The 18741-nt window shown below is 71.4% G+C and carries 16 protein-coding genes and 2 tRNA genes; 8 read left to right on the top strand and 10 right to left on the bottom strand.

Features of this window, described 5'->3' with window-relative positions; translation table 11 throughout:
• Positions 1-16 precede the first annotated feature (16 nt).
• From ACIQVI_RS08965 to ACIQVI_RS08950, 4 genes are all read right to left on the bottom strand, one after another.
• Positions 17-676, bottom strand: a complete 660-nt coding sequence (locus ACIQVI_RS08965) for an ATP-dependent Clp protease proteolytic subunit (protein WP_121830265.1) — start codon at positions 674-676, stop codon at positions 17-19.
• A gap of 62 nt (positions 677-738) precedes the next feature.
• Positions 739-1356 (bottom strand): ATP-dependent Clp protease proteolytic subunit, encoded by a 618-nt coding sequence (locus ACIQVI_RS08960; RefSeq protein ID WP_053645462.1) that lies wholly within the window; start codon positions 1354-1356, stop codon positions 739-741.
• Between the two features lie 255 nt (positions 1357-1611).
• Entirely contained in the window at positions 1612-2994 is a 1383-nt protein-coding gene (gene tig, locus ACIQVI_RS08955) for a trigger factor (RefSeq protein ID WP_383417841.1), read from the bottom strand.
• A 170-nt stretch (positions 2995-3164) separates the two neighbouring features.
• Positions 3165-3241, bottom strand: a tRNA-Pro gene (locus tag ACIQVI_RS08950).
• A gap of 133 nt (positions 3242-3374) precedes the next feature.
• Between ACIQVI_RS08950 and ACIQVI_RS08945 the strand changes: the two genes are divergently transcribed.
• Positions 3375-3448, top strand: a tRNA-Gly gene (locus tag ACIQVI_RS08945).
• Positions 3449-3523: 75 nt separating this feature from the next.
• Here the strand turns inward: ACIQVI_RS08945 and ACIQVI_RS08940 are convergent.
• Positions 3524-3718 (bottom strand): hypothetical protein, encoded by a 195-nt coding sequence (locus ACIQVI_RS08940; protein ID WP_030210679.1) that lies wholly within the window; start codon positions 3716-3718, stop codon positions 3524-3526.
• Between the two features lie 150 nt (positions 3719-3868).
• The gene (locus ACIQVI_RS08935) at positions 3869-5014 is read right to left on the bottom strand and encodes a PP2C family protein-serine/threonine phosphatase (RefSeq protein ID WP_351971473.1); all 1146 of its coding nucleotides are present in this window, start codon (positions 5012-5014) and stop codon (positions 3869-3871) included.
• Between the two features lie 117 nt (positions 5015-5131).
• Between ACIQVI_RS08935 and ACIQVI_RS08930 the strand changes: the two genes are divergently transcribed.
• The gene (locus tag ACIQVI_RS08930; RefSeq protein ID WP_403593015.1) at positions 5132-6361 is read left to right on the top strand and encodes a GNAT family N-acetyltransferase; all 1230 of its coding nucleotides are present in this window, start codon (positions 5132-5134) and stop codon (positions 6359-6361) included.
• Between the two features lie 10 nt (positions 6362-6371).
• Here ACIQVI_RS08930 and ACIQVI_RS08925 read toward each other — a convergent pair whose 3' ends face one another.
• On the bottom strand, positions 6372-7181 hold the full coding sequence (locus tag ACIQVI_RS08925; RefSeq protein ID WP_403593012.1) for an Fpg/Nei family DNA glycosylase: 810 nt from the start codon (positions 7179-7181) through the stop codon (positions 6372-6374).
• Positions 7181-7675: a ribose-5-phosphate isomerase gene (locus ACIQVI_RS08920; protein ID WP_351971470.1), complete on the bottom strand. Its 495-nt coding sequence runs from the start codon at positions 7673-7675 to the stop codon at positions 7181-7183. Before ACIQVI_RS08920 ends, ACIQVI_RS08925 begins: the two co-directional genes overlap by 1 nt.
• Positions 7676-7871: 196 nt before the next feature.
• Here ACIQVI_RS08920 and ACIQVI_RS08915 point away from each other — a divergent pair, with 196 nt between their 5' ends.
• The gene (locus ACIQVI_RS08915; protein ID WP_403593009.1) at positions 7872-9308 is read left to right on the top strand and encodes an amino acid permease; all 1437 of its coding nucleotides are present in this window, start codon (positions 7872-7874) and stop codon (positions 9306-9308) included.
• Positions 9309-9378: 70 nt separating this feature from the next.
• Here the strand turns inward: ACIQVI_RS08915 and ACIQVI_RS08910 are convergent, their stop codons facing one another.
• Positions 9379-9969, bottom strand: coding sequence for a biotin transporter BioY (locus ACIQVI_RS08910; RefSeq protein WP_351971468.1), 591 nt, complete (start codon positions 9967-9969; stop codon positions 9379-9381).
• Between the two features lie 261 nt (positions 9970-10230).
• Between ACIQVI_RS08910 and ACIQVI_RS08905 the strand changes: the two genes are divergently transcribed.
• From ACIQVI_RS08905 to ACIQVI_RS08895, 3 genes are all read left to right on the top strand, one after another.
• Positions 10231-11637, top strand: a complete 1407-nt coding sequence (locus tag ACIQVI_RS08905) for an amino acid permease (protein ID WP_403593006.1) — start codon at positions 10231-10233, stop codon at positions 11635-11637.
• A 224-nt stretch (positions 11638-11861) separates the two neighbouring features.
• Positions 11862-13274, top strand: a complete 1413-nt coding sequence (locus ACIQVI_RS08900) for an amino acid permease (RefSeq protein WP_403593003.1) — start codon at positions 11862-11864, stop codon at positions 13272-13274.
• 172 nt (positions 13275-13446) lie between these two features.
• Entirely contained in the window at positions 13447-14091 is a 645-nt protein-coding gene (locus ACIQVI_RS08895) for a superoxide dismutase (protein ID WP_351971465.1), read from the top strand.
• Positions 14092-14215: 124 nt separating this feature from the next.
• Here ACIQVI_RS08895 and ACIQVI_RS08890 read toward each other — a convergent pair whose 3' ends face one another.
• Positions 14216-14851: a DsbA family protein gene (locus ACIQVI_RS08890; RefSeq protein WP_403592998.1), complete on the bottom strand. Its 636-nt coding sequence runs from the start codon at positions 14849-14851 to the stop codon at positions 14216-14218.
• A gap of 146 nt (positions 14852-14997) precedes the next feature.
• Between ACIQVI_RS08890 and pepN the strand changes: the two genes are divergently transcribed.
• Together pepN and ACIQVI_RS08880 are read left to right on the top strand one after the other, a co-directional pair.
• Positions 14998-17547 carry an aminopeptidase N gene (gene pepN / locus ACIQVI_RS08885; protein WP_403592995.1) on the top strand — a complete coding sequence of 850 codons (2550 nt, stop codon included), beginning with the start codon at positions 14998-15000 and terminating at the stop codon, positions 17545-17547.
• A gap of 182 nt (positions 17548-17729) precedes the next feature.
• Positions 17730-18740 (top strand): hypothetical protein, encoded by a 1011-nt coding sequence (locus tag ACIQVI_RS08880; protein WP_403592992.1) that lies wholly within the window; start codon positions 17730-17732, stop codon positions 18738-18740.
• Position 18741 lies beyond the last annotated feature (1 nt).

Raw genomic sequence — 18741 nt, 5'->3', positions numbered from 1 at the left:
AGGGGAAGGTCGAGCGTCAGACCGCGGCGGCCGTGCTCTTGCGGGTCGAGACGATCTGGTCGACCAGACCGTACGCGAGGGCGTCCTCTGCGGTCAGGATCTTGTCGCGCTCGATGTCGTCGCGGATCTTCTCGATCGGGGTCGAGGAGTGCTTGGCCAGCATCTCTTCGAGCTGGCTGCGCATCCGCAGGATCTCGTTGGCCGCGATCTCCAGGTCGGAGAGCTGCTCGCGGCCGGTGCCGCCGGAGGGCTGGTGGATCAGCACGCGGGCGTTCGGCAGGGCCATCCGCTTGCCGGGGGTGCCGGCGGCGAGCAGCACGGCCGCGGCGGAGGCCGCCTGGCCCATGCAGACCGTCTGGATGTCCGGCTTCACGAACTGCATCGTGTCGTAGATCGCCGTGAGCGCGGTGAAGGAACCGCCGGGGCTGTTGATGTAGATCGAGATGTCGCGGTCCGGGTCCATCGACTCCAGGCACAGGAGCTGCGCCATGACGTCGTTGGCGGAGGCGTCGTCGATCTGCACGCCGAGGAAGATCACGCGCTCCTCGAACAGCTTCGCGTACGGGTCGTACTCGCGCACGCCCTGCGAGGTGCGCTCCACGAAGCGCGGCACGACGTAGCGGTTGTCCATCGGCGCGCCGGTGTAGAGGCCGCTCGGGGAGAGGTTGTTCTGCATCTGGGTGTTCACCGTCCTGGTGGCGTTCGGTGGGCTGGGGCTCTTGAGCGGGCCGGCGGGGCTCAGGCGCCCGTGCCGCCGCCGCCCGGAACGCCCGAGGCGGCAGAGATGATCTCGTCGATGAGGCCGTACTCCTTGGCCTCCTCCGCGGTGAACCAGCGGTCGCGGTCGCCGTCGCGGATGATCGCCTCGACGGTCTGGCCGGAGTGGTGCGCGGTGATCTCGGCCATGCGCTTCTTGGTGCGCAGGAGGTACTCGGCCTGGATCTTGATGTCCGAGGCGGTACCGCCGATGCCGGCGGAGCCCTGGTGCATCAGGATGTCGGTGTTCGGCAGGGCGAAGCGCTTGCCGGCGGTGCCGCCGGTCAGCAGGAACTGCCCCATGGAGGCCGCCATGCCCATGCCGATGGTGACGACGTCGTTCGGGATGTACTGCATGGTGTCGTAGACGGCCATGCCGGCCGTCACCGAGCCACCGGGGCTGTTGATGTAGAGGTAGATGTCCTTGTCCGGCTCGGCGGCCAGGAGGAGCATCTGGGCGGTGATCTTGTTGGCGATGTCGTCGTCGACCTGCTGGCCGAGGAAGACGATGCGCTCGCCGAGCAGCCGGTTGTAGACATGGTCGCCGAGGCCGCCACCGATGGACGGCTCACCCGCGGCGTAAGGCTTCAGATTCGTCACGTATCCACCTGCTCGTCTCCGACGGCCCCGGGCCGTCTCCGCGTCTCGTTCGGAAGGCACTGCCCTCGTATTCATGGACCCTAACGCGCAGGTGGGACAACGCCATCCCGGTTCCCGAACTGTTCGCTGGGAGCGCAAGGTAGTTGGGGGCGCGTAAGGGGGTCCCGGTACGCCCACGGGCCCGTGCGCACAGCTGTGCGCACGGGCCCGTGGAGGGGTGCGGCGCGGGGGTCCGGCCCCCGCGCCGCTCCGGACTCACTTCTCCTCGGAGACCTCGGCCGCGTCGCCCTCGGCCGCCTCGACGGCGGTCTCGGCGGCCTCGTCCTCGTCGTCGGAGAGGTCGACGGGCTCGCCGTTGGTGTCGACGACCTTGGCGGCCTCGACGACGACCGCGAGGGCCTTGCCGCGGGCGACCTCGCCGACGAGCATCGGCACCTGGCCACCCTGGGCCACGGCCTGGGCGAACTGGTCGGGGCTCATGCCGGAGGAGGCGGCACGGCGGAACAGGTGCTCGGTGAGCTCCTCGCGGGAGACGTCGAGCTTCTCCCGGTTGACCAGCTCGTCGAGGATGAACTGGGTCTTGATGCCCTTCTCGGCCTGCTCCTTGGTCTCGGCCAGGAACTCCTCCTCGGTCTTGCCCTGGATCTCCAGGTACTTCGCGAGGTCGAGGCCCATCTGGCCGAGCTGGTGGTGCTCCAGGTTGTGCTTGCGGGTGTTGATCTCGTCCTCGAGGAGCTTCTCGGGCATCGGGACCTCGACCAGCTTGAGGAGCTCGTCGAGGACGCGCTCCTGGGCCTGGGTGGCCTGGTCGAACTGCTTCATGTTCTCGAGGCGCTTGCGGCTGTCGGCCTTGAGCTCGTCGAGGGTGTCGAACTCCGACGCCAGCTGCGCGAAGTCGTCGTCCAGCTCGGGGAGCTCGCGGGCGGCGACGGCGGTGACCTTGACGGTGACCTCCGCGTCCTTGCCCTCGGCGGAGCCGCCCTTCAGCTGCGAGGTGAAGGTGGCCTCGCCGCCGGCCTCCAGGCCCTTGACGGCCTCGTCGATGCCGTCGAGCAGCTCGCCGGAGCCGATGGTGTACGAGACGTCGCTGGCGACGCCGTCGGGGAGGACCTCGCCCTCGACCTTGGCCTCCAGGTCGATGGTGACGACGTCGCCGTCCTGGGCGGCGCGCTCGACCGGGGAGGTCGAGGCGAAGCGCTCGCGGAGCTGCTCCACGGACTTCTCGACGTCCTCGTCGGTGACCTCGACCGCGTCGACGGTGACCTCGATGCCGGAGTAGTCCGGGATCTCGATCGTCGGGCGGATGTCGACCTCGGCGGTGAAGGCCAGCAGCTCGCCGTCCTTCAGCTCGGTGATGTCGACCTCGGGCTGGCCGAGCGGGTTGACCTCGGCCTCGTTGACGGCCTCGGTGTAGAACTTCGGGAGCGCGTCGTTGACGGCCTCTTCCAGCACGGCGCCGCGGCCGAACCGCTGGTCGATCACGCGAGCCGGGATCTTGCCCTTGCGGAAGCCCTTGACCGTGACCTGCTGGTTGATCTTCTTGTACGCCGCGTCGAGGCTGTCCTTGAGCTCCTCGAAGGGCACCTCGACAGTGAGCCGAACCCGGGTCGGGTTCAGGGTCTCCACGGCGCTCTTCACGGTTCGGTCTCCTTGTGGCTGATTCCTGGATGCAGCCGGACCGCGCGGGGCGGGTCCGGCCGATCGGCCCGGTCAGAGAGACACACGGGCACGCAGCTTGCATAGTAACCGCAAGCGGGAGGACGCCCACAACATGATCAAGAACGCCCGGGACGGGCACGTGATCGTCATGGTCGGGGTGGCGGGATTTGAACCCACGGCCTTCCGCTCCCAAAGCGGACGCGCTACCAAGCTGCGCCACACCCCGTCGGTGCGACACGTAGGGTACATGGGCGGGGACTCTGCGGCGCCCCTCTTTTCACGGGGTGTGCGAAGAGGGCCGCGGACCCGGTACCATGCTCTTCGTGCCGCGGTCCTCGTGACCTGCGGCGCGATGCTGTGCGGGTGTAGCTCAATGGTAGAGCACTAGTCTTCCAAACTAGCTACGCGGGTTCGATTCCCGTCACCCGCTCCACATGACCCGGGGCCCGGACCGCGAGAAGCGGTCCGGGCCCCGGGTCGTTCGCCGTGTCTCCCGGCGTGGGCGTCCTCAGAACTTGATGGACGCGACGGTCTGCGTGATCGAGTCCAGGAAGCGCTGGATGTCGTCGGCCATGCCGGTGGAGGCGAGGAAGAAGCCGAAGAGGACCGCGACGACGGCGGGCCCCGCCTTGAGGCTCCCCCCGCGGATCAGCACCACCATGATGATTGCCAGGAGCAACACCACAGACAGCGAAATGGCCACAACTGATCACACCCTCGGTCGGTCCCGCCCAGCCCACCGGGGAGCGTGTTCCGGACACCCCCCGCTGTCTCCATCGTGCCACCAACCCCCATGCCCTCGCTGCCCGGTGACGAATCGTCGTGCGGAAGATCACGTCCGCCCGGCCGGGCGTCAGGTGCGGCGGCTGATCAGGAGCAGGGCGCGGTCGTCGTTGACGTCCTTGGCGACGGCCTCGATGAGGTCCCAGGCGACGCCGTCGAAGCCGTCGGTGACGCAGCGGTCGGCCTCGCCGGTGAGCCGGTCGATGCCCTCGGCGATGTCCCGGTCGGCGGCCTCGACGAGGCCGTCGGTGAAGAGCATCAGGACGTCGCCGGGGCGCAGGGAGCCCTTGGCCGGGTGGAACTCGGCGCCGTCGTAGACGCCGAGGAGGGGCCCTTCGGCCTCCTTCTCCTCCCAGCGGCCGTTGCCCGCGTGGAGTTGGAGGGCGGGCAGGTGGCCGGCCGAGTAGAGCTCGTAGTCGCCGGACTCCAGGTCGAGGACGAGGTGGATGGAGGTGGCGAAGCCCTCGTCCCAGTTCTGGCGCAGCAGATAGCCGTTGGCGGCGGGCAGGAAGCCGTGCGGCGGGAGCGAGCCGAGGAGGCCGCCGAAGGCGCCGGAGAGCAGCAGGGAGCGGGAGGCGGCGTCCATGCCCTTGCCGGAGACGTCGGTGAGGACGACCTCCAGGGTGCGGCCGCCGTGGGTGCGGGCGGCGACGACGAAGTCCCCGGAGAAGGACTGGCCGCCGGCCGGGCGCAGCGCCATCTCGCGGTGCCAGCCCTGCGGGAGCCGGGGCAGGGCGCTCTGCACCCGGATGCGCTCGCGCAGGTCGAAGAGCATGGTGCCGCCGCGCCGCCAGGGCACGCCGACCCGGGCCCGGAACTGGGCGATGAGGAGCCCGAAGAGGCCGCAGGCGGCGACGACCAGGACGGTGCCGGGGGTGACCCGGGCGGGGCCCTGGGTGTACGGGCCGAGGACGACGGACTCGACGATGAGGGCGCCCGCGGCGGCCGCGTACAGACCGAGCAGGCTGGCGGGGCGGAGCAGCAGGCCGCCGGCCACGATGGGCAGGGCGAGCGCGGTGGGCGCGCACCAGACGGGGTCGACCAGGGTGCCGAAGGCGATGGCCGGAATCATCAGGAGGAGTCCGGCGAAGGCGATCCAGTCGGCGCCGTCCCCGCGGAAGTAGTCGACGCCGGATTTGCGCAGCGCGACGCGGGCCCGGCGCACGCGCCTGCGTGTCCGGGCCGCGTACGCGTTCACTCCGCCGCGGTGTCCCATGGCCCGGACCCTATCCATCCCGTCCGGCGCCGTGCAGGGGTACCCCGGTGACAATGTGCGCGAAACCGGGTCGCCCCGGGCGCGGGCCGCTGATATCGATGGCATATGACTTGGCATATGACTACGGAGCTGCGGGTTCTCGACCCGCTCGAATGGGACCGCTGGTACGGAGTGCTCGAGCTGGCGTTCGGAGGGGTGGCCGAGTCCCCGGAGGAGCGACGGCTGTGGCGGGACCTGACCGAGTTCGACCGTTCCCTGGGGGCCTGGGACGGCGAGCTGTGCGTGGGGACGGCGGGGTCGTTCTCCTTCCGGCTCACGGTTCCGGGCGGGGCGTCGGTGCCGGCGGCCGGGGTGACGATGGTGAGCGTGGCGGGGACGCACCGGCGGCGCGGGATCCTGACCTCGATGATGCGGCGGCAGCTGGACGACCTGCGGGCGGCGGGCGAGTTCCTCGCGGTGCTCACGGCCTCGGAGCCGGGGATCTACGGGCGGTTCGGCTACGGGATCGCCTCGTACTCGCTGCGGGCGGTGATCGACACGAACCGGGTGCGGCTGGCGGTGCCGGAGGGCACGGACGGGGTGGTGCTGCGCCAGGCGGACCCGCTGGAGTCCTCGGCGGCGTGCGAGGCGGTGTACGCGCGCCTGGTGTCCGCGCGGCCGGGGATGATCGCCCGGGGGCCGGGCTGGGAGCGGCTGCCGCTGCTCGATCCGGAGGGCGAGCGGGGCGGGGCGTCGCCGCGGCTGTGCGTGCTCGCGGAGCGGGACGGGGAGGTCGTGGGGTTCGCGCACTACGCGGTCAAGCCGGACTGGTCGCCCGCCGGGGCCGACGGGTCGGTGCACGTGCACGAGCTGCTGGGGCTCGATCCTGCGGCGGAGGCGGCGCTGTGGCGCTTCCTGTGGTCGGTGGACCTGACGGCGTCGGTACGGCTCCAGGGGCGGCCGGTCGACGACGGCTGGCAGCACCTGGTGAGCGACGTGCGGCGGTGCGCGCCGACCCTGCGGGACGCGCTGCACGTGCGCCTGGTGGAGGTGGGTCCGGCCCTGGAGGCGCGGACGTACCAGGCGCCGGTGGACGTGGTGTTGGAGGTCGAGGACGCGTTCTGCCCGTGGAACGAGGGGCGTTGGCGGCTGACCGGGGACGCGAAGGGCGCGGTGTGCGTCCGGACCTCGGACCCGGCCGACCTGTCGCTCTCGGTGCGGGAGTTGGGGGCCGCGTACCTGGGCGGCGTCCCGCTGGCGTCCCTGGCGGCGGCCGGCCGGGTGCGGGAGCTGCGGGAGGGCGCGCTGGTGGAGGCGTCGGTGGCGTTCGGCTCGCCGGTCGCGCCGTGGCTGCCGCACGGGTTCTAGAGGAGAACCCCTAGCGGGTCTGGCAGCCCGGGCACCAGAAGAGGTTGCGGGCGGCCAGGTCCGCCGTGCGGATGTCGGTGCCGCAGACGTGGCAGGCCATCCGGGCGCGCCGGTAGACGTACACCTCGCCGCCGTGGTCGTCGACGCGCGGCGGGCGGCCCATGGCCTCGGGGGTGTGCTCGGGCCGTACGGTGTCGATGCGGCCCCGCCGTACGCCCTCGCGCATGAGGAGGACCAGGTCGGCCCAGATCGCGTTCCACTCCTCCTCGGTGAGGTCCTTGCCGGCGCGGTACGGGTCGATGCCGTGCCGGAAGAGGACCTCGGCGCGGTAGACGTTGCCGACGCCGGCGACGACCTTCTGGTCCATGAGGAGGGCGGCGACGGTGGTGCGGGACGTGGAGATCCGGCGCCAGGCCCGGTCGGGGTCGTCGCCGTCGCGCAGCGGGTCGGGGCCGAGCCGGTCGTGTATCGCCCGCTTCTCGGCGTCCGTGACGAGGGCGCAGGTGGTGGGGCCGCGCAGGTCGACGTACGCCTCGGGGTTCGCCAGGCGCAGCCGGACCGTGTCGGTGGGCGGCGGGGCGGGGGCGCCGCCGAAGGTCACCTTGCCGAAGAGGCCGAGGTGGATGTGGATCCAGCCCTGGCCGGCGAAGCCCAGGAAGAGGTGCTTGCCGTGGGCCTCGGCGGTCTCCAGGACGGTGCCGTCGAGCAGGGCGGCCGAGTCGGTGAACCTGCCCTGCGGGCTGGAGACGCGCACGGGCCGGCCGCCGAACCGCTCGCGGTGGTCGGCGGCCAGCCGGTGGATGGTGTGCCCCTCGGGCATCAGGCGGTCGGCTCCTGCGGGTGGTGGGCCGGGATCGGGGGGAGCTCGCCGGTGTTCTCGTAGGCGGTGAGCATGTCGATCCGGCGGGTGTGACGCTCGTCACCGGAGTACGGGGTGTTGAGGAAGATCTCGACGAACTTGGTCGCCTCTTCCCGCGTGTGCATCCGGCCGCCGACGGAGATCACGTTGGCGTTGTTGTGCTCGCGGCCGAGAGCGGCGGTCTGCTCGCTCCAGGCGAGGGCGGCGCGCACCCCCTTCACCTTGTTCGCGGCGATCTGCTCGCCGTTGCCGGAGCCGCCGATGACGATGCCGAGGGCGTCCGGGTCCGCGGCCGTCCTCTCGGCGGCGCGCAGGCAGAACGGCGGGTAGTCGTCGAGGGCGTCGTAGACGTGGGGGCCGCAGTCGACGGGCTCGTGGCCGTGGGCCTTCAGCCACTCGACGAGGTGGTTCTTGAGTTCGTAGCCGGCGTGGTCGGAACCGATGTAGACGCGCATGGTGCCGAGTGTGGCACGTGCGGACCGGGGTAGTGGGCAGCGGGGTCGGGACCTTCGTCCGGCCTGGTACGGACCTTCGGCCCTCGCGCGTCCGTCCGTACAACGATCCGGAATAGGGTCTTCCGATCCGCCCTGCCGACAGGGTTGAATGCCCGGGCTCGCGACCCGAGCACCCCCCACACCCGAGGAAGCGTCCATGAACACGCAACCGACCCTGACGAAGGACGACGGCTCGACCGGCACCACCGGGACGCCCGAATCCTCCGACGGTCTCAAGGCCGGTCTCAAGAACCGCCACCTCTCCATGATCGCGATCGGCGGCGTCATCGGCGCCGGCCTCTTCGTCGGCTCCGGCTCCGGCATCGCCGCGGCCGGCCCCGCGATCCTGCTCTCGTACGCGCTCGTCGGCACCATGGTCGTCTTCGTGATGCGGATGCTGGGCGAGATGGCCGCCGCCCGGCCGTCCTCCGGCTCCTTCTCGGCCTACGCGGACCAGGCCCTCGGCCGCTGGGCCGGCTTCAGCATCGGCTGGCTGTACTGGTTCTTCTGGGTCGTCGTGCTCGCCGTCGAGGCGACCGCGGGCGCGGTGATCCTGGAGAGCTGGATCCCGGCCGTCCCGCAGTGGGCCTGGGCGCTCATCGTGATGGTGGTGCTCACCGCCACCAACCTCGCCTCGGTCGCCTCCTACGGCGAGTTCGAGTTCTGGTTCGCCGGCATCAAGGTCGTCGCCATCGGCGCCTTCGTCGTCATCGGCCTGCTCGCGGTCTTCGGCGTGCTGCCCGGCTCGGACAACCCGGGCGCCGGGTTCGCGCACCTCACCGACGCCGGGGGCTTCCTCCCGATGGGCGCGGGCGCCATCCTCACCGGCGTGCTGATGGTCGTCTTCTCCTTCATGGGCAGCGAGATCGTCACCCTGGCCGCCGGAGAGTCGGAGGACCCGCAGCGCGCGGTCACCAAGGCCACCAACAGCGTGATCTGGCGGATCGGCGTCTTCTACCTGGGCTCGATCTTCGTGGTCCTGACGCTGCTGCCGTGGAACGACAAGTCGATCGTCGAGAAGGGCTCGTACGTCGCCGCCCTCGACTCCATCGGCATCCCGCACGCCGGCCAGGTCATGAACGTGATCGTCCTGACGGCCGTCCTGTCCTGCCTGAACTCGGGCCTCTACACCGCCTCCCGGATGGCCTTCTCGCTCGGGCAGCGCGGCGACGCCCCGAAGGCCTTCGCCCGCACCAGCGAGCGGGGCGTGCCGCGGGCGGCGATCCTCGGCTCGGTCGTCTTCGGCTTCGTCGCGGTCTTCTTCAACTACAAGTGGCCGGACACCGTCTTCGCCTTCCTGCTGAACTCCTCCGGCGCGGTGGCGCTCTTCGTCTGGCTGGTCATCTGCGTGACCCAGCTGCGGATGCGCGGCATCATCCTGCGCGAGTCCCCGGAGAAGCTGGTCGTGCGGATGTGGCTCTTCCCGTACCTGACCTGGGCGACGATCGGCATGATCGTCTTCGTCCTCGGCTACATGATCTACGACGGCGGCAGCGCCCGGGAGCAGGTCGTGCTCTCGCTCCTGGTGGCCGCCCTCGTGGTCGCGGTCGCGCTGGTCCGCGAGCGGATCGGCAGGTCGTCCGCGAAGCTCTGACCGCTTCCGTACGCACGTGAAAGGGGCCCCGGCGGAGTGCGCCGGGGCCCCTTCGCGTGCCGTGCGGGGCTCAGCCCTTGCGGCCGACGAGCTTCCAGGCGGCCGGGAGGACGCCCATCGCGAGGGCGGCCTTGAGGGCGTCGCCGATGAGGAACGGGGTGAGGCCGGCGGCGACGGCCTGGCCGAAGGTCATGCCGGTGGCGAGGGCCAGGTAGGGCACGCCGACGGCGTAGATGATCACGGAGCCGAGCGCCATCGCGCCGGCCGTGCGGAGCACCGAGCGGTCGGCGCCGCGGCGGGCGAGGGCGCCGACGACGGTGGCGGCCAGGAGCATCCCGAGGACGTACCCGAAGGACGGCATCCCGTAGCCGGAGGTGGCCTGGGCGAACCAGGGCACGCCCGCCGCGCCCGCCACCGCGTACAGGGCGAGGGCGAGGAAGCCCCGGCGGGCGCCGAGGGCGGTGCCGACGAGCAGGGCGGCGAAGGTCTGGCCGGAGACCGGGACCGGGGAGCCGGGGACCGGGACCGAGAGCTGCGCGGCGAGGCCGGTGAGGGCGGCGCCGCCGACGACGAGGGCGAGGTCGCGGGCGCGACTGGCCGGGACCAGGTCGGCGAGGACGACGCCCGGTCGGAGGGAGCGGGCGGGGGCGGCGATGCTCATCGGTACTCCGCGGGGGTGAGGGTGGAGGGACAGGTTGACGCTATGCCAGGGGTGAACGCCCGATCACCGTCAGCAGCCGACAAAGCCGGAGCCAGCCGCTTCATGGAGTTCTGACAAAGGACGGTTTTCATGCCGTGCGCCACGTGACCCTTGTCACTGGCAACTCGCTGGGAGACGCCCCTTTTGCGCCGGAGGGAGGTCAGCGGAGAGACTGTGGAGTCTCCATAAAGCGCCACCTCCCGAGAGCACGAGCCCCTCACCATGCCCGACGCCCCGCCGCCCTCTCCGCTCACCGAACCGGAGCCCCTCTCCCACGGTCTGAAACAGCGTCACCTGACGATGCTGGGGCTCGGCGGGGTGATCGGCGCGGGGCTCTTCGTGGGCTCGGGGGCCGGGATCGCCGTCGCCGGTCCGGCCATCGTGCTCTCGTACCTGATCGCGGGCGCGCTCGCGATGCTGGTGATGCGGATGCTGGGCGAGATGTCGGCGGCGATGCCCGCGTCGGGCGCCTTCTCGGTGCACGCGGAGCGGGCGCTCGGCCGCTGGGCGGGCTTCTCGGTGGGCTGGCTGTACTGGTTCCTGCTGGTCGTGGTCCTCGCCGTGGAGGCGACGGGCGCGGCCCGGATCGCGCACGGCTGGGTGCCGGGGGTCCCGCAGTGGGGCTGGGTGCTCGTCTTCATGGTCGTGTTCACCCTGGCCAACCTGGCGGCGGTGAAGAACTTCGGCGAGTTCGAGTTCTGGTTCGCCGCGCTCAAGGTCGGCGCGATCGTCCTCTTCCTGGTCCTGGGCGTCCTCGCGATCGCCGGCTGGCTCCCGGACACCGATCCGGTCGGCCTCGCGAACCTCACCGGGCAGGGCGGTTTCCTGCCGAACGGCTGGTCGGGGGTGGTGTCGGGGGTGCTCGCCGTCGTCTTCGCCTTCGGCGGCCTGGAGGTCGTCACGATCGCGGCGGCCGAGTCGGACGACCCGGCGCGGAACGTGGCGCGGGCGGTGCGCAGCGCCGTGTGGCGGATCCTCCTCTTCTACGTGGGCTCGATGCTGGTGATCGTGACCCTGCTGCCCTGGACGTCGATGGAGCCGGGCGAGTCGCCGTACGTGGCGGTCCTGGACGCGATCGGGGTCCCGGCGGCGGGCCAGATCATGAACGTGGTGGTGTTCGTGGCGCTGCTCTCGGCGCTCAACGCGAACCTGTACGGCTCCTCGCGGATGGTGTTCTCGCTGGCCGAGCGCGGGGAGGCGCCGAAGGGGCTCCTGAAGGTCTCGGGCGGCGGGGTGCCGCGCCGGGCGGTGCTCGCCTCGGTGGCCTTCGGCTTCGTCTCCGTCCTGCTCAATCTGAAGTGGCCGGATTCCGTCTTCCTCTACATGCTCAACGCGGTCGGCGCGGTGCTGCTCTTCGTGTGGGGCCTGATCGCGGTCTCGGAGCTGCGGCTGCGCCGCCGGATCGAGCGCGAGGCGCCCGAGACGCTGACGCTGCGGATGTGGGGCTTCCCCTGGCTGACCTGGGTGGCCCTCGCGGCGATGGGCGCGGTGCTGGTCCTGATGCTGTACGACGAGGGGGCGCGGCCGCAGGTGCTGTGGTCGGCGGCGGCGACCGGGGCGGTGCTGCTGGTGGCGTGGGTGCGGGAGCTGCGGGCGGGCCGGGACCGGGCGCGGGGCGGGTCCGCGTAGAACCCGTACGGGCTTCACGCGCGGGAGCCCGTACGAGCTTCACGTGCGGGCGTCGCCGGGCGTCGCGTACGCGCTTCACGCGCGGGAGCCGCGTACGAAACGGAACCGGATCTTCACCTTGTGTGAACCCCGTGCCCGTATAGCGGACATCGGTTCCCTCTCAGCGGTGCGCCCGCCCAGACTGTGGCCCGTTCCCCCGTCCCAGCCAGTGAACAGGGCGGCCCATGTCCCGGACCACCGCGCCCGCGCCCGTCGACCGCGAGGACGACGGCGCGGCCCCCGCCGAGGGGCTCTCCCACGGCCTCAAGCAGCGCCACCTCTCGATGATCGCCCTCGGCGGCGTCATCGGCGCCGGCCTCTTCGTCGGCTCCGGCGCCGGCATCGCCGCCGCCGGCCCCTCCATCGTCGTCGCCTACGCCCTCTCCGGCATCCTCGTGATGCTGGTGATGCGGATGCTCGGCGAGATGTCGGCCGCGAACCCCGCCTCGGGCTCCTTCTCCGTCCACGCCGAGCGCGCCTTCGGCTCCTGGGCGGGCTTCACCTCGGGCTGGGCCTTCTGGTTCCTGCTCTGCGTCGCCGTCGGCCTGGAGGGCATCGGCGCGGCGAAGATCATGACCGGCTGGTTCCCCGGCAGCCCCGAGTGGGCCTGGGTCGCGCTCTTCATGCTGGTCTTCTGCGTCACCAACCTGGCGGCCGTGAAGAACTTCGGCGAGTTCGAGTTCTGGTTCGCCGCGCTCAAGGTCGGCGCCATCGTCCTCTTCCTGGGCATCGGCGTGCTGGCGATCACCGGTCTGCTGCCCGGCTCGGACGCCCCCGGCACCGCCAACCTCACCGGCGACGGCGGGTTCTTCCCGCACGGCTCCGAGGGCCTGATCGTGGGCCTGCTCGCCTCGGTCTTCGCGTACGGAGGCCTGGAGACGGTCACCATCGCGGCGGCCGAGTCGGAGCACCCGGTGCGGGGCGTCGCCAAGGCCGTCCGTACGGCGATGTGGCGGATCGCGCTCTTCTACATCGGCTCCATGGCGGTCATCGTCACCCTGGTGCCGTGGGAGGACCCGGCGGTCGTCGAGAAGGGCCCGTACGTCGCCACCCTCGACCACCTGGGCATCCCGGCCGCCGGCCAGATCATGAACGTGGTCGTGCTCGTCGCCCTGCTCTCCGCGATGAACGCCAACGTCTACGGCGCCTCCCGCATGGCCGCCTCGCTCGTCGCGCGCGGCCAGGGCCCGAAGGCGCTCGGCCGCACCTCCGGCGGCGTCCCCCGCCCGGCCGTGCTCGCCTCCTCCGTCTTCGGCTTCGGCTGCGTGCTGCTGAGCTACTGGCGGCCGGACGACATCTTCGTCTGGCTGCTCAACACCATCGGCGCCATCATCCTGGTCGTCTGGTTCTTCATCGCCGCCTCCCAGCTGGTGCTGCGCCGCCGCACCGAGCGCGAGGCGCCCGAGAAGCTGGTCGTGCGGATGTGGGCCTTCCCGTTCCTGACCTGGGTGGCGCTGGCCGGGATGGCGGTGGTCTTCGTCCTGATGGCCCGTGAGGAGGGCACCCGCGTCCAGCTGTACTGGACGGGCGGCCTGACCCTGCTGCTCGCCGGCATCGGCCTCGTGCGCCAGAAGTCGGCGGGGAAGCGCGCTTCCTGACCGCGCCTCCGCACCGACGGGAAACCCCCGGACCGTTCACCGGTCCGGGGGTTTCTCCATGCCGGGACACGGGACCTAGGACGAAGGGCTGATCACGTGGAGATCGCACCTGCTGTTAGCCTGCACCTGCATACAGGTTGCAATAAGCAGGAGCAGTCGAAGGGCCGGGCACATGCCGATCTACACACTTCCCGAGCTGCCGTACGACTACGCGGCGCTGGAGCCGGTGATCAATCCGCAGATCATCGAGCTGCACCACGACAAGCACCACGCGGCTTACGTCAAGGGTGCGAACGACACCCTGGAGCAGCTGGAGGAAGCCCGCGACAAGGACCAGTGGGGGTCCGTCAACGGGCTGGAGAAGAACCTCGCGTTCCACCTCTCCGGCCACATCCTCCACTCCATCTACTGGAACAACATGAACAGCCCGAAGGACGGGGGCGGCGGCGAGCCGCTGGCCGCCGACGGCGTCGGTGACCTCGCGGACGCGATCACCGAGTCCTTCGGGTCCTTCGCGAAGTTCAAGGCCCAGCTGACCAAGGCCTCCGCGACCACCCAGGGCTCCGGCTGGGGCGTCCTCGCGTACGAGCCGATCAGCGGCCGCCTCATCGTCGAGCAGGTCTACGACCACCAGGGCAACGTCGGCCAGGGCTCGGTCCCGATCCTGGTCTTCGACGCCTGGGAGCACGCCTTCTACCTGCAGTACAAGAACCAGAAGGTCGACTTCATCGAGGCCATGTGGCAGGTCGTCAACTGGCAGGACGTGAACAAGCGGTACCACGCCGCCAAGGCCTCGGTCCCGCTGATCTCCTTCTGACCGGCGACCCACCGTCGTCCCACTCGTGATCGTCTTCTCAACCTTCACGTGCGGGCGGAATGAGGAAGAACCCCCGCGATGACGTGAATCGCGGGGGTTCTTCTGTCTCCGGGGAACGCGGTGGCTACTCGAAGCTCGGCGCCGCCGTCCGGGTGCGCTTGATCTCGTAGAAGCCCGGCGTCGCCGCCACCAGCAGCGTGCCGTCCCACAGCCGGGCCGCCGCCTCGCCGCGCGGGGTCGGGGTGACGACCGGGCCGAAGAAGGCGACCTCCTCGCCGTCCGGGCCGGGCACCGCGATCACCGGGGTGCCGACGTCCTGGCCGACCTTGTCGATGCCCTCCTGGTGGGAGGCGCGCAGCTCGGTGTCGTAGGTGTCCTTGTCGGCGTACTCCACCAGGTCCTCGGGCAGGCCGACGTCCTTCAGGGCCCCGGCGATCGCCTCGCGGGTCGGGCCCTCGCCGTTGTTGTGGAAGCGGGTGCCGAGCGCGGTGTAGAGATCGCCGACGACCTCGTCGCCGTGCAGCTGCTGGGCGGCGATGACGACCCGGACCGGGCCCCAGGCCTTGGTCCGCAGCATCTCCTGGTACTCCTCGGGGAGCTCGTCGATCCGGTCCTCGTTGAGCACGGCCAGGCTCATCACCTTCCAGCGCACGTCGACCGGGCGCACCTTCTCCACTTCGAGGATCCAGCGGGAGGTCATCCAGGCCCAGGGGCACAGCGGGTCGAAGTAGAAGTCTGCGGTGGTCCTGCTCTCGGACATGTCACTCCTCGGTACGGCCACGGGAAGGAAGGCGGTGCGCCGAAAGGGGAGAACGCCACGGACCCGGATGGGCATTCCCGTGTACCGGGCGACAGGGGCACATGGGAGGATCGGTGCTGTTTCGAACGCGCCACGAAGGAGTGACCGTGCCCGGTGAGAATCTGTCCCGCGACGAGGCCCACGAGCGGGCCGCGCTGCTGTCCGTCGACGGGTACGAGGTCGCCCTCGACCTGCGCTCGGCGGTCGGCGCGTCCGACGAGGCGGTGCGCACCTTCCGCTCGGTGACGACGATCCGCTTCCGCCGCACGGGGACGGGGACGAGCACCTTCGCGGACCTGATCGCCCCCTCGGTGAACGCGGTCACCCTGAACGGGCGCTCCCTGGACCCGGCCGAGGTCTTCGACGGCGCGCGGATCGCGCTCGACGGCCTGGCGGACGAGAACACCCTGGTGGTGGACGCGCAGTGCGCCTACAGCCGGACCGGCGAGGGGATGCACCGCTTCGTCGACCCGGAGGACGGCGAGGTCTACCTCTACACGCAGTACGAGCCGGCCGACGCACGCCGGGTGTACGCGAACTTCGAGCAGCCCGACCTGAAGGCCCCGTACCGCTTCTCGGTGACGGCGCCGGAGGAGTGGACGGTCTGGTCGAACGGCGCCGGGGAGCGGGACGCCGAGGGGGTGTGGCGGTTCGCGGAGACGGCGCCGATCTCCACGTACATCACCTGCGTGGTCGCCGGTCCGTACCACTACGTCACCGACACCTACCGGCGCGGGGACCTGGAGATCCCGCTCGGGGCGATGTGCCGCAAGGGCCTCGCGAAGCACTTCGACGCGGACGACGTCTTCCTGATCACCAAGCAGGGCTTCGACTTCTTCCACGACAACTTCGACTTCCCCTACCCCTTCGGGAAGTACGACCAGGCCTTCGTCCCCGAGTACAACCTCGGCGCGATGGAGAACCCGGGCATGGTGACCTTCCGCGAGGAGTACGTCTTCCGGGGCAAGGTCACGCAGGCCTCGTACGAGGCGCGGGCCAACGTCATCCTGCACGAGATGGCGCACATGTGGTTCGGCGACCTGGTCACCATGGTGTGGTGGGACGACCTGTGGCTGAAGGAGTCCTTCGCGGACTTCATGGGGTCCTTCGTGAACGCCGAGGCGACCCGCTTCACGAACAGCTGGGTGACCTTCGCCAACAACCGCAAGTCCTGGGCGTACCGCGCCGACCAGCTGCCGTCCACCCACCCGATCACGGCCGACATCCGTGACCTGGAGGACGCCAAGCTGAACTTCGACGGCATCACGTACGCCAAGGGCGCGTCGGTGCTCAAGCAGCTCGTGGCGTACGCCGGGCGGGACGCGTTCCTGGAGGGGGCGCGCCGCTACTTCAAGCGCCACGCGTACGGGAACACGCGCCTGGGCGACCTGCTCGCGATCCTGGAGGAGACCTCCGGGCGCGACATGAAGGGCTGGGCGAAGTCCTGGCTCCAGACCTCGGGCGTGAACGTCCTGGCGCCGGACGTCACCTACGACGCCGAGGGCCGGATCACCGAGCTCGCCGTCCTCCAGGAGGGCGACGAGCTCCGTCCGCACCGGACGGCCGTGGGCCTCTACCGGCTGGACGCGGACGGCGCGCTCACCCGGTACGCGCGGGCCGAGGCGGACGTCACCGGCGTCCGCACGGTCGTGGCCGGGCTCGCGGGCGAGGAGCGGCCGGACCTGGTGCTCGTCAACGACGACGACCTCACCTACTGCAAGATGCGCTTCGACGAGGGCTCCCTCGCCACCCTGCGGGAGCACCTGGGCGACGTCACCGATCCGCTGGCCCGCGCGCTGTGCTGGTCGGCGCTGTGGAACCTGACCCGCGACGGGCTGATGCCGGCCCGGGACTTCGTCGCCGTCGTCCTCGCCTTCGCGGGCCGCGAGACGGAGATCGGCGTCCTCCAGATGGTGCACGCCTGGACGAAGTCGGCCGCCACGCTGTACGCGGCGCCGGAGTGGCGCGAGGAGGGCGGCCGGCTGCTCGCCGAGGGCGGGCTGCGCGAGCTGCGGGCGGCCGAGCCGGGCAGCGAGCACCAGCTGACCTGGGCGCGGTTCTTCGCGGCGACGGCCTCCACCGACGCCGACCTCCAGCTCCTGGAGGGGCTGCTCGACGGCACGGCGCGGATCGACGGCCTGGACGTCGACCAGGAGCTGCGCTGGGCGCTGCTCTCGCCGCTCGCGGCGCACGGGCGGGCGGACGAGGCGCGGATCGGCGAGGAGCTGGCCCGGGACGACACGGCGACGGGCAAGCGCCACCAGGTGCGGCTGCTCGCCTCCCGTCCCTCGGCGGCGGTCAAGGCGCAGGCCTGGGCGCAGGTCGTCGAGTCGGACGCCCTGTCGAACGCGCTGGTCGAGGCGACGATCGCGGGCTTCGCGCAGCCCTCGCAGCGCGAGCTGATCGCCCCGTACGCGGAGAAGTACTTCGCGGCGATCGAGCGCCTGTGGGCCGAGCGGTCGATCCAGATCGGCATGGACGTGGTCCGGGGCCTGTTCCCGGGGCTCCAGGACGACGCGGCGACGCTGGCCGCCACGGACGCCTGGCTGTCGGCGCACGAGTCGGCCGCGCCGGCCCTGCGGCGGCTGGTCCTGGAGGCCCGGGACGACCTGGCGCGGGCGCTGCGCGCGCAGGAGTGCGACCGCGCGGCGGAGTGACGACCGGCTGAACGCGGCGGGGGTCACGGGCTTCGGCCCGGGGCCCCCGCCGCCGTGTCGGCGCGCGGGCGCCGCACCCCATCGGCACTCGAACGCACGTACTTTAGGGCGAGCTTGTCCCCAATTGTCGACGAGCGTGTAACAGGGGTTAGGGGAGCCTTCGGAAGCGGAAGACCCCCGGCATGAACCACAACGCCCCCCTCACCCCCCGCTCCCTCCCCCTCTCCTCCCGCACCGGCCGCACCCAACGCCTCGCCACCTCGGCCCAGTTGAGGGCGCGGGGCGTTTCCGCCGCCGACGTCGCCGCGCAGTGCCGGCCGGGCGGCTGGCAGCAGGTGCTGCCCGGCGTCTTCCTGCTCCGCCCCGGGCCGCCCACCAGCGAGGACCGGCTGCACGCCGCGCTGCTCTACGCCCGCAGGCCCGGGACCCTGCCGCAGCAGGGGCCGGAGGCGATGATCACCGGGCTCGCCGCCCTCACCCTGCACCGCTTCTCCTCCGCTCCCCCGCTCACCGCCCTGGAGCGGATCGACGTCCTGGTGCCGCGCACCCGACGGCTGCGCTCGACCGGCTGGGTGCGGGTGGTGCGCGCCCCTCAGGCGCCGGAGCCGGTGCAGCTCACGGGCGTCCCCGTCGCCCCGGTCGCCCGCGCCGTCGCCGACGCGGTGGCGGGCCTCCCGGAGGCGGAGGCGGAGGCGGTCCGCGCGCTGCTCACCGAGGCGGTGCGCGGCGGCCACTGCGAACCGGCCGCCCTCGTACGGGAGCTGAGCCGGGCCCGGATCCTCTCCCGGCCGCACGTGGTGGACGCGGTGGACGCGCTGCTCACCGAGGGGCGCGCGCTGTCCGAGGAGCGGCTGTACGAGCTGGTGCGGGAGTTCGGCCTTCCGGACCCGCTGTGGAACGTGGACCTGCGGCTGCCGGGCGGCCCGCACCTGGGCGGGGTGGACGCCTACTGGCCCGACCAGGCGGTGGCCGTCGAGCTGGACACCCGGGCGCCCCGGCAGGACGACGACGCGCTGTGGTCCGAGTACACCCGCAAGCGCGAGCACCTGGAGCGGCTCGGCATCACGGTCGTGCACCTCACCCCGCGCAAGCTGCGCGAGGCGAGGGACCAGCAGGCCACCGTGGTCCGTACGGCCCTGATGGCCGCGCCGGACCGGCATCCCGCCGCGTACGTCGTCGTCCTGCCCCGCTGAC

Origin of the sequence: Streptomyces sp. NPDC098101, assembly GCF_044760185.1 — a bacterium.
Classification (GTDB): domain Bacteria; phylum Actinomycetota; class Actinomycetes; order Streptomycetales; family Streptomycetaceae; genus Streptomyces.
The sequence above is the reverse complement of the archived record's forward strand: the minus strand, read 5'-3'. Positions and strand labels throughout refer to the sequence as shown.

Bases quoted from the DNA above. Each gene is read 5' to 3' on its own strand.
- ACIQVI_RS08965 (WP_121830265.1), bottom strand. From the start codon at position 676: ATGCAGAACAACCTCTCCCCGAGCGGCCTCTACACCGGCGCGCCGATG.
- ACIQVI_RS08935 (WP_351971473.1), bottom strand. From the start codon at position 5,014: ATGGGACACCGCGGCGGAGTGAACGCGTACGCGGCCCGGACACGCAGG.
- ACIQVI_RS08930 (WP_403593015.1), top strand. From the start codon at position 5,132: ATGACTACGGAGCTGCGGGTTCTCGACCCGCTCGAATGGGACCGCTGG.
- ACIQVI_RS08925 (WP_403593012.1), bottom strand. From the start codon at position 7,181: ATGCCCGAGGGGCACACCATCCACCGGCTGGCCGCCGACCACCGCGAG.
- ACIQVI_RS08920 (WP_351971470.1), bottom strand. From the start codon at position 7,675: ATGCGCGTCTACATCGGTTCCGACCACGCCGGCTACGAACTCAAGAAC.
- ACIQVI_RS08915 (WP_403593009.1), top strand. From the start codon at position 7,872: ATGAACACGCAACCGACCCTGACGAAGGACGACGGCTCGACCGGCACC.
- ACIQVI_RS08910 (WP_351971468.1), bottom strand. From the start codon at position 9,969: ATGAGCATCGCCGCCCCCGCCCGCTCCCTCCGACCGGGCGTCGTCCTC.
- ACIQVI_RS08905 (WP_403593006.1), top strand. From the start codon at position 10,231: ATGCCCGACGCCCCGCCGCCCTCTCCGCTCACCGAACCGGAGCCCCTC.
- ACIQVI_RS08900 (WP_403593003.1), top strand. From the start codon at position 11,862: ATGTCCCGGACCACCGCGCCCGCGCCCGTCGACCGCGAGGACGACGGC.
- ACIQVI_RS08895 (WP_351971465.1), top strand. From the start codon at position 13,447: ATGCCGATCTACACACTTCCCGAGCTGCCGTACGACTACGCGGCGCTG.
- ACIQVI_RS08890 (WP_403592998.1), bottom strand. From the start codon at position 14,851: ATGTCCGAGAGCAGGACCACCGCAGACTTCTACTTCGACCCGCTGTGC.
- ACIQVI_RS08880 (WP_403592992.1), top strand. From the start codon at position 17,730: ATGAACCACAACGCCCCCCTCACCCCCCGCTCCCTCCCCCTCTCCTCC.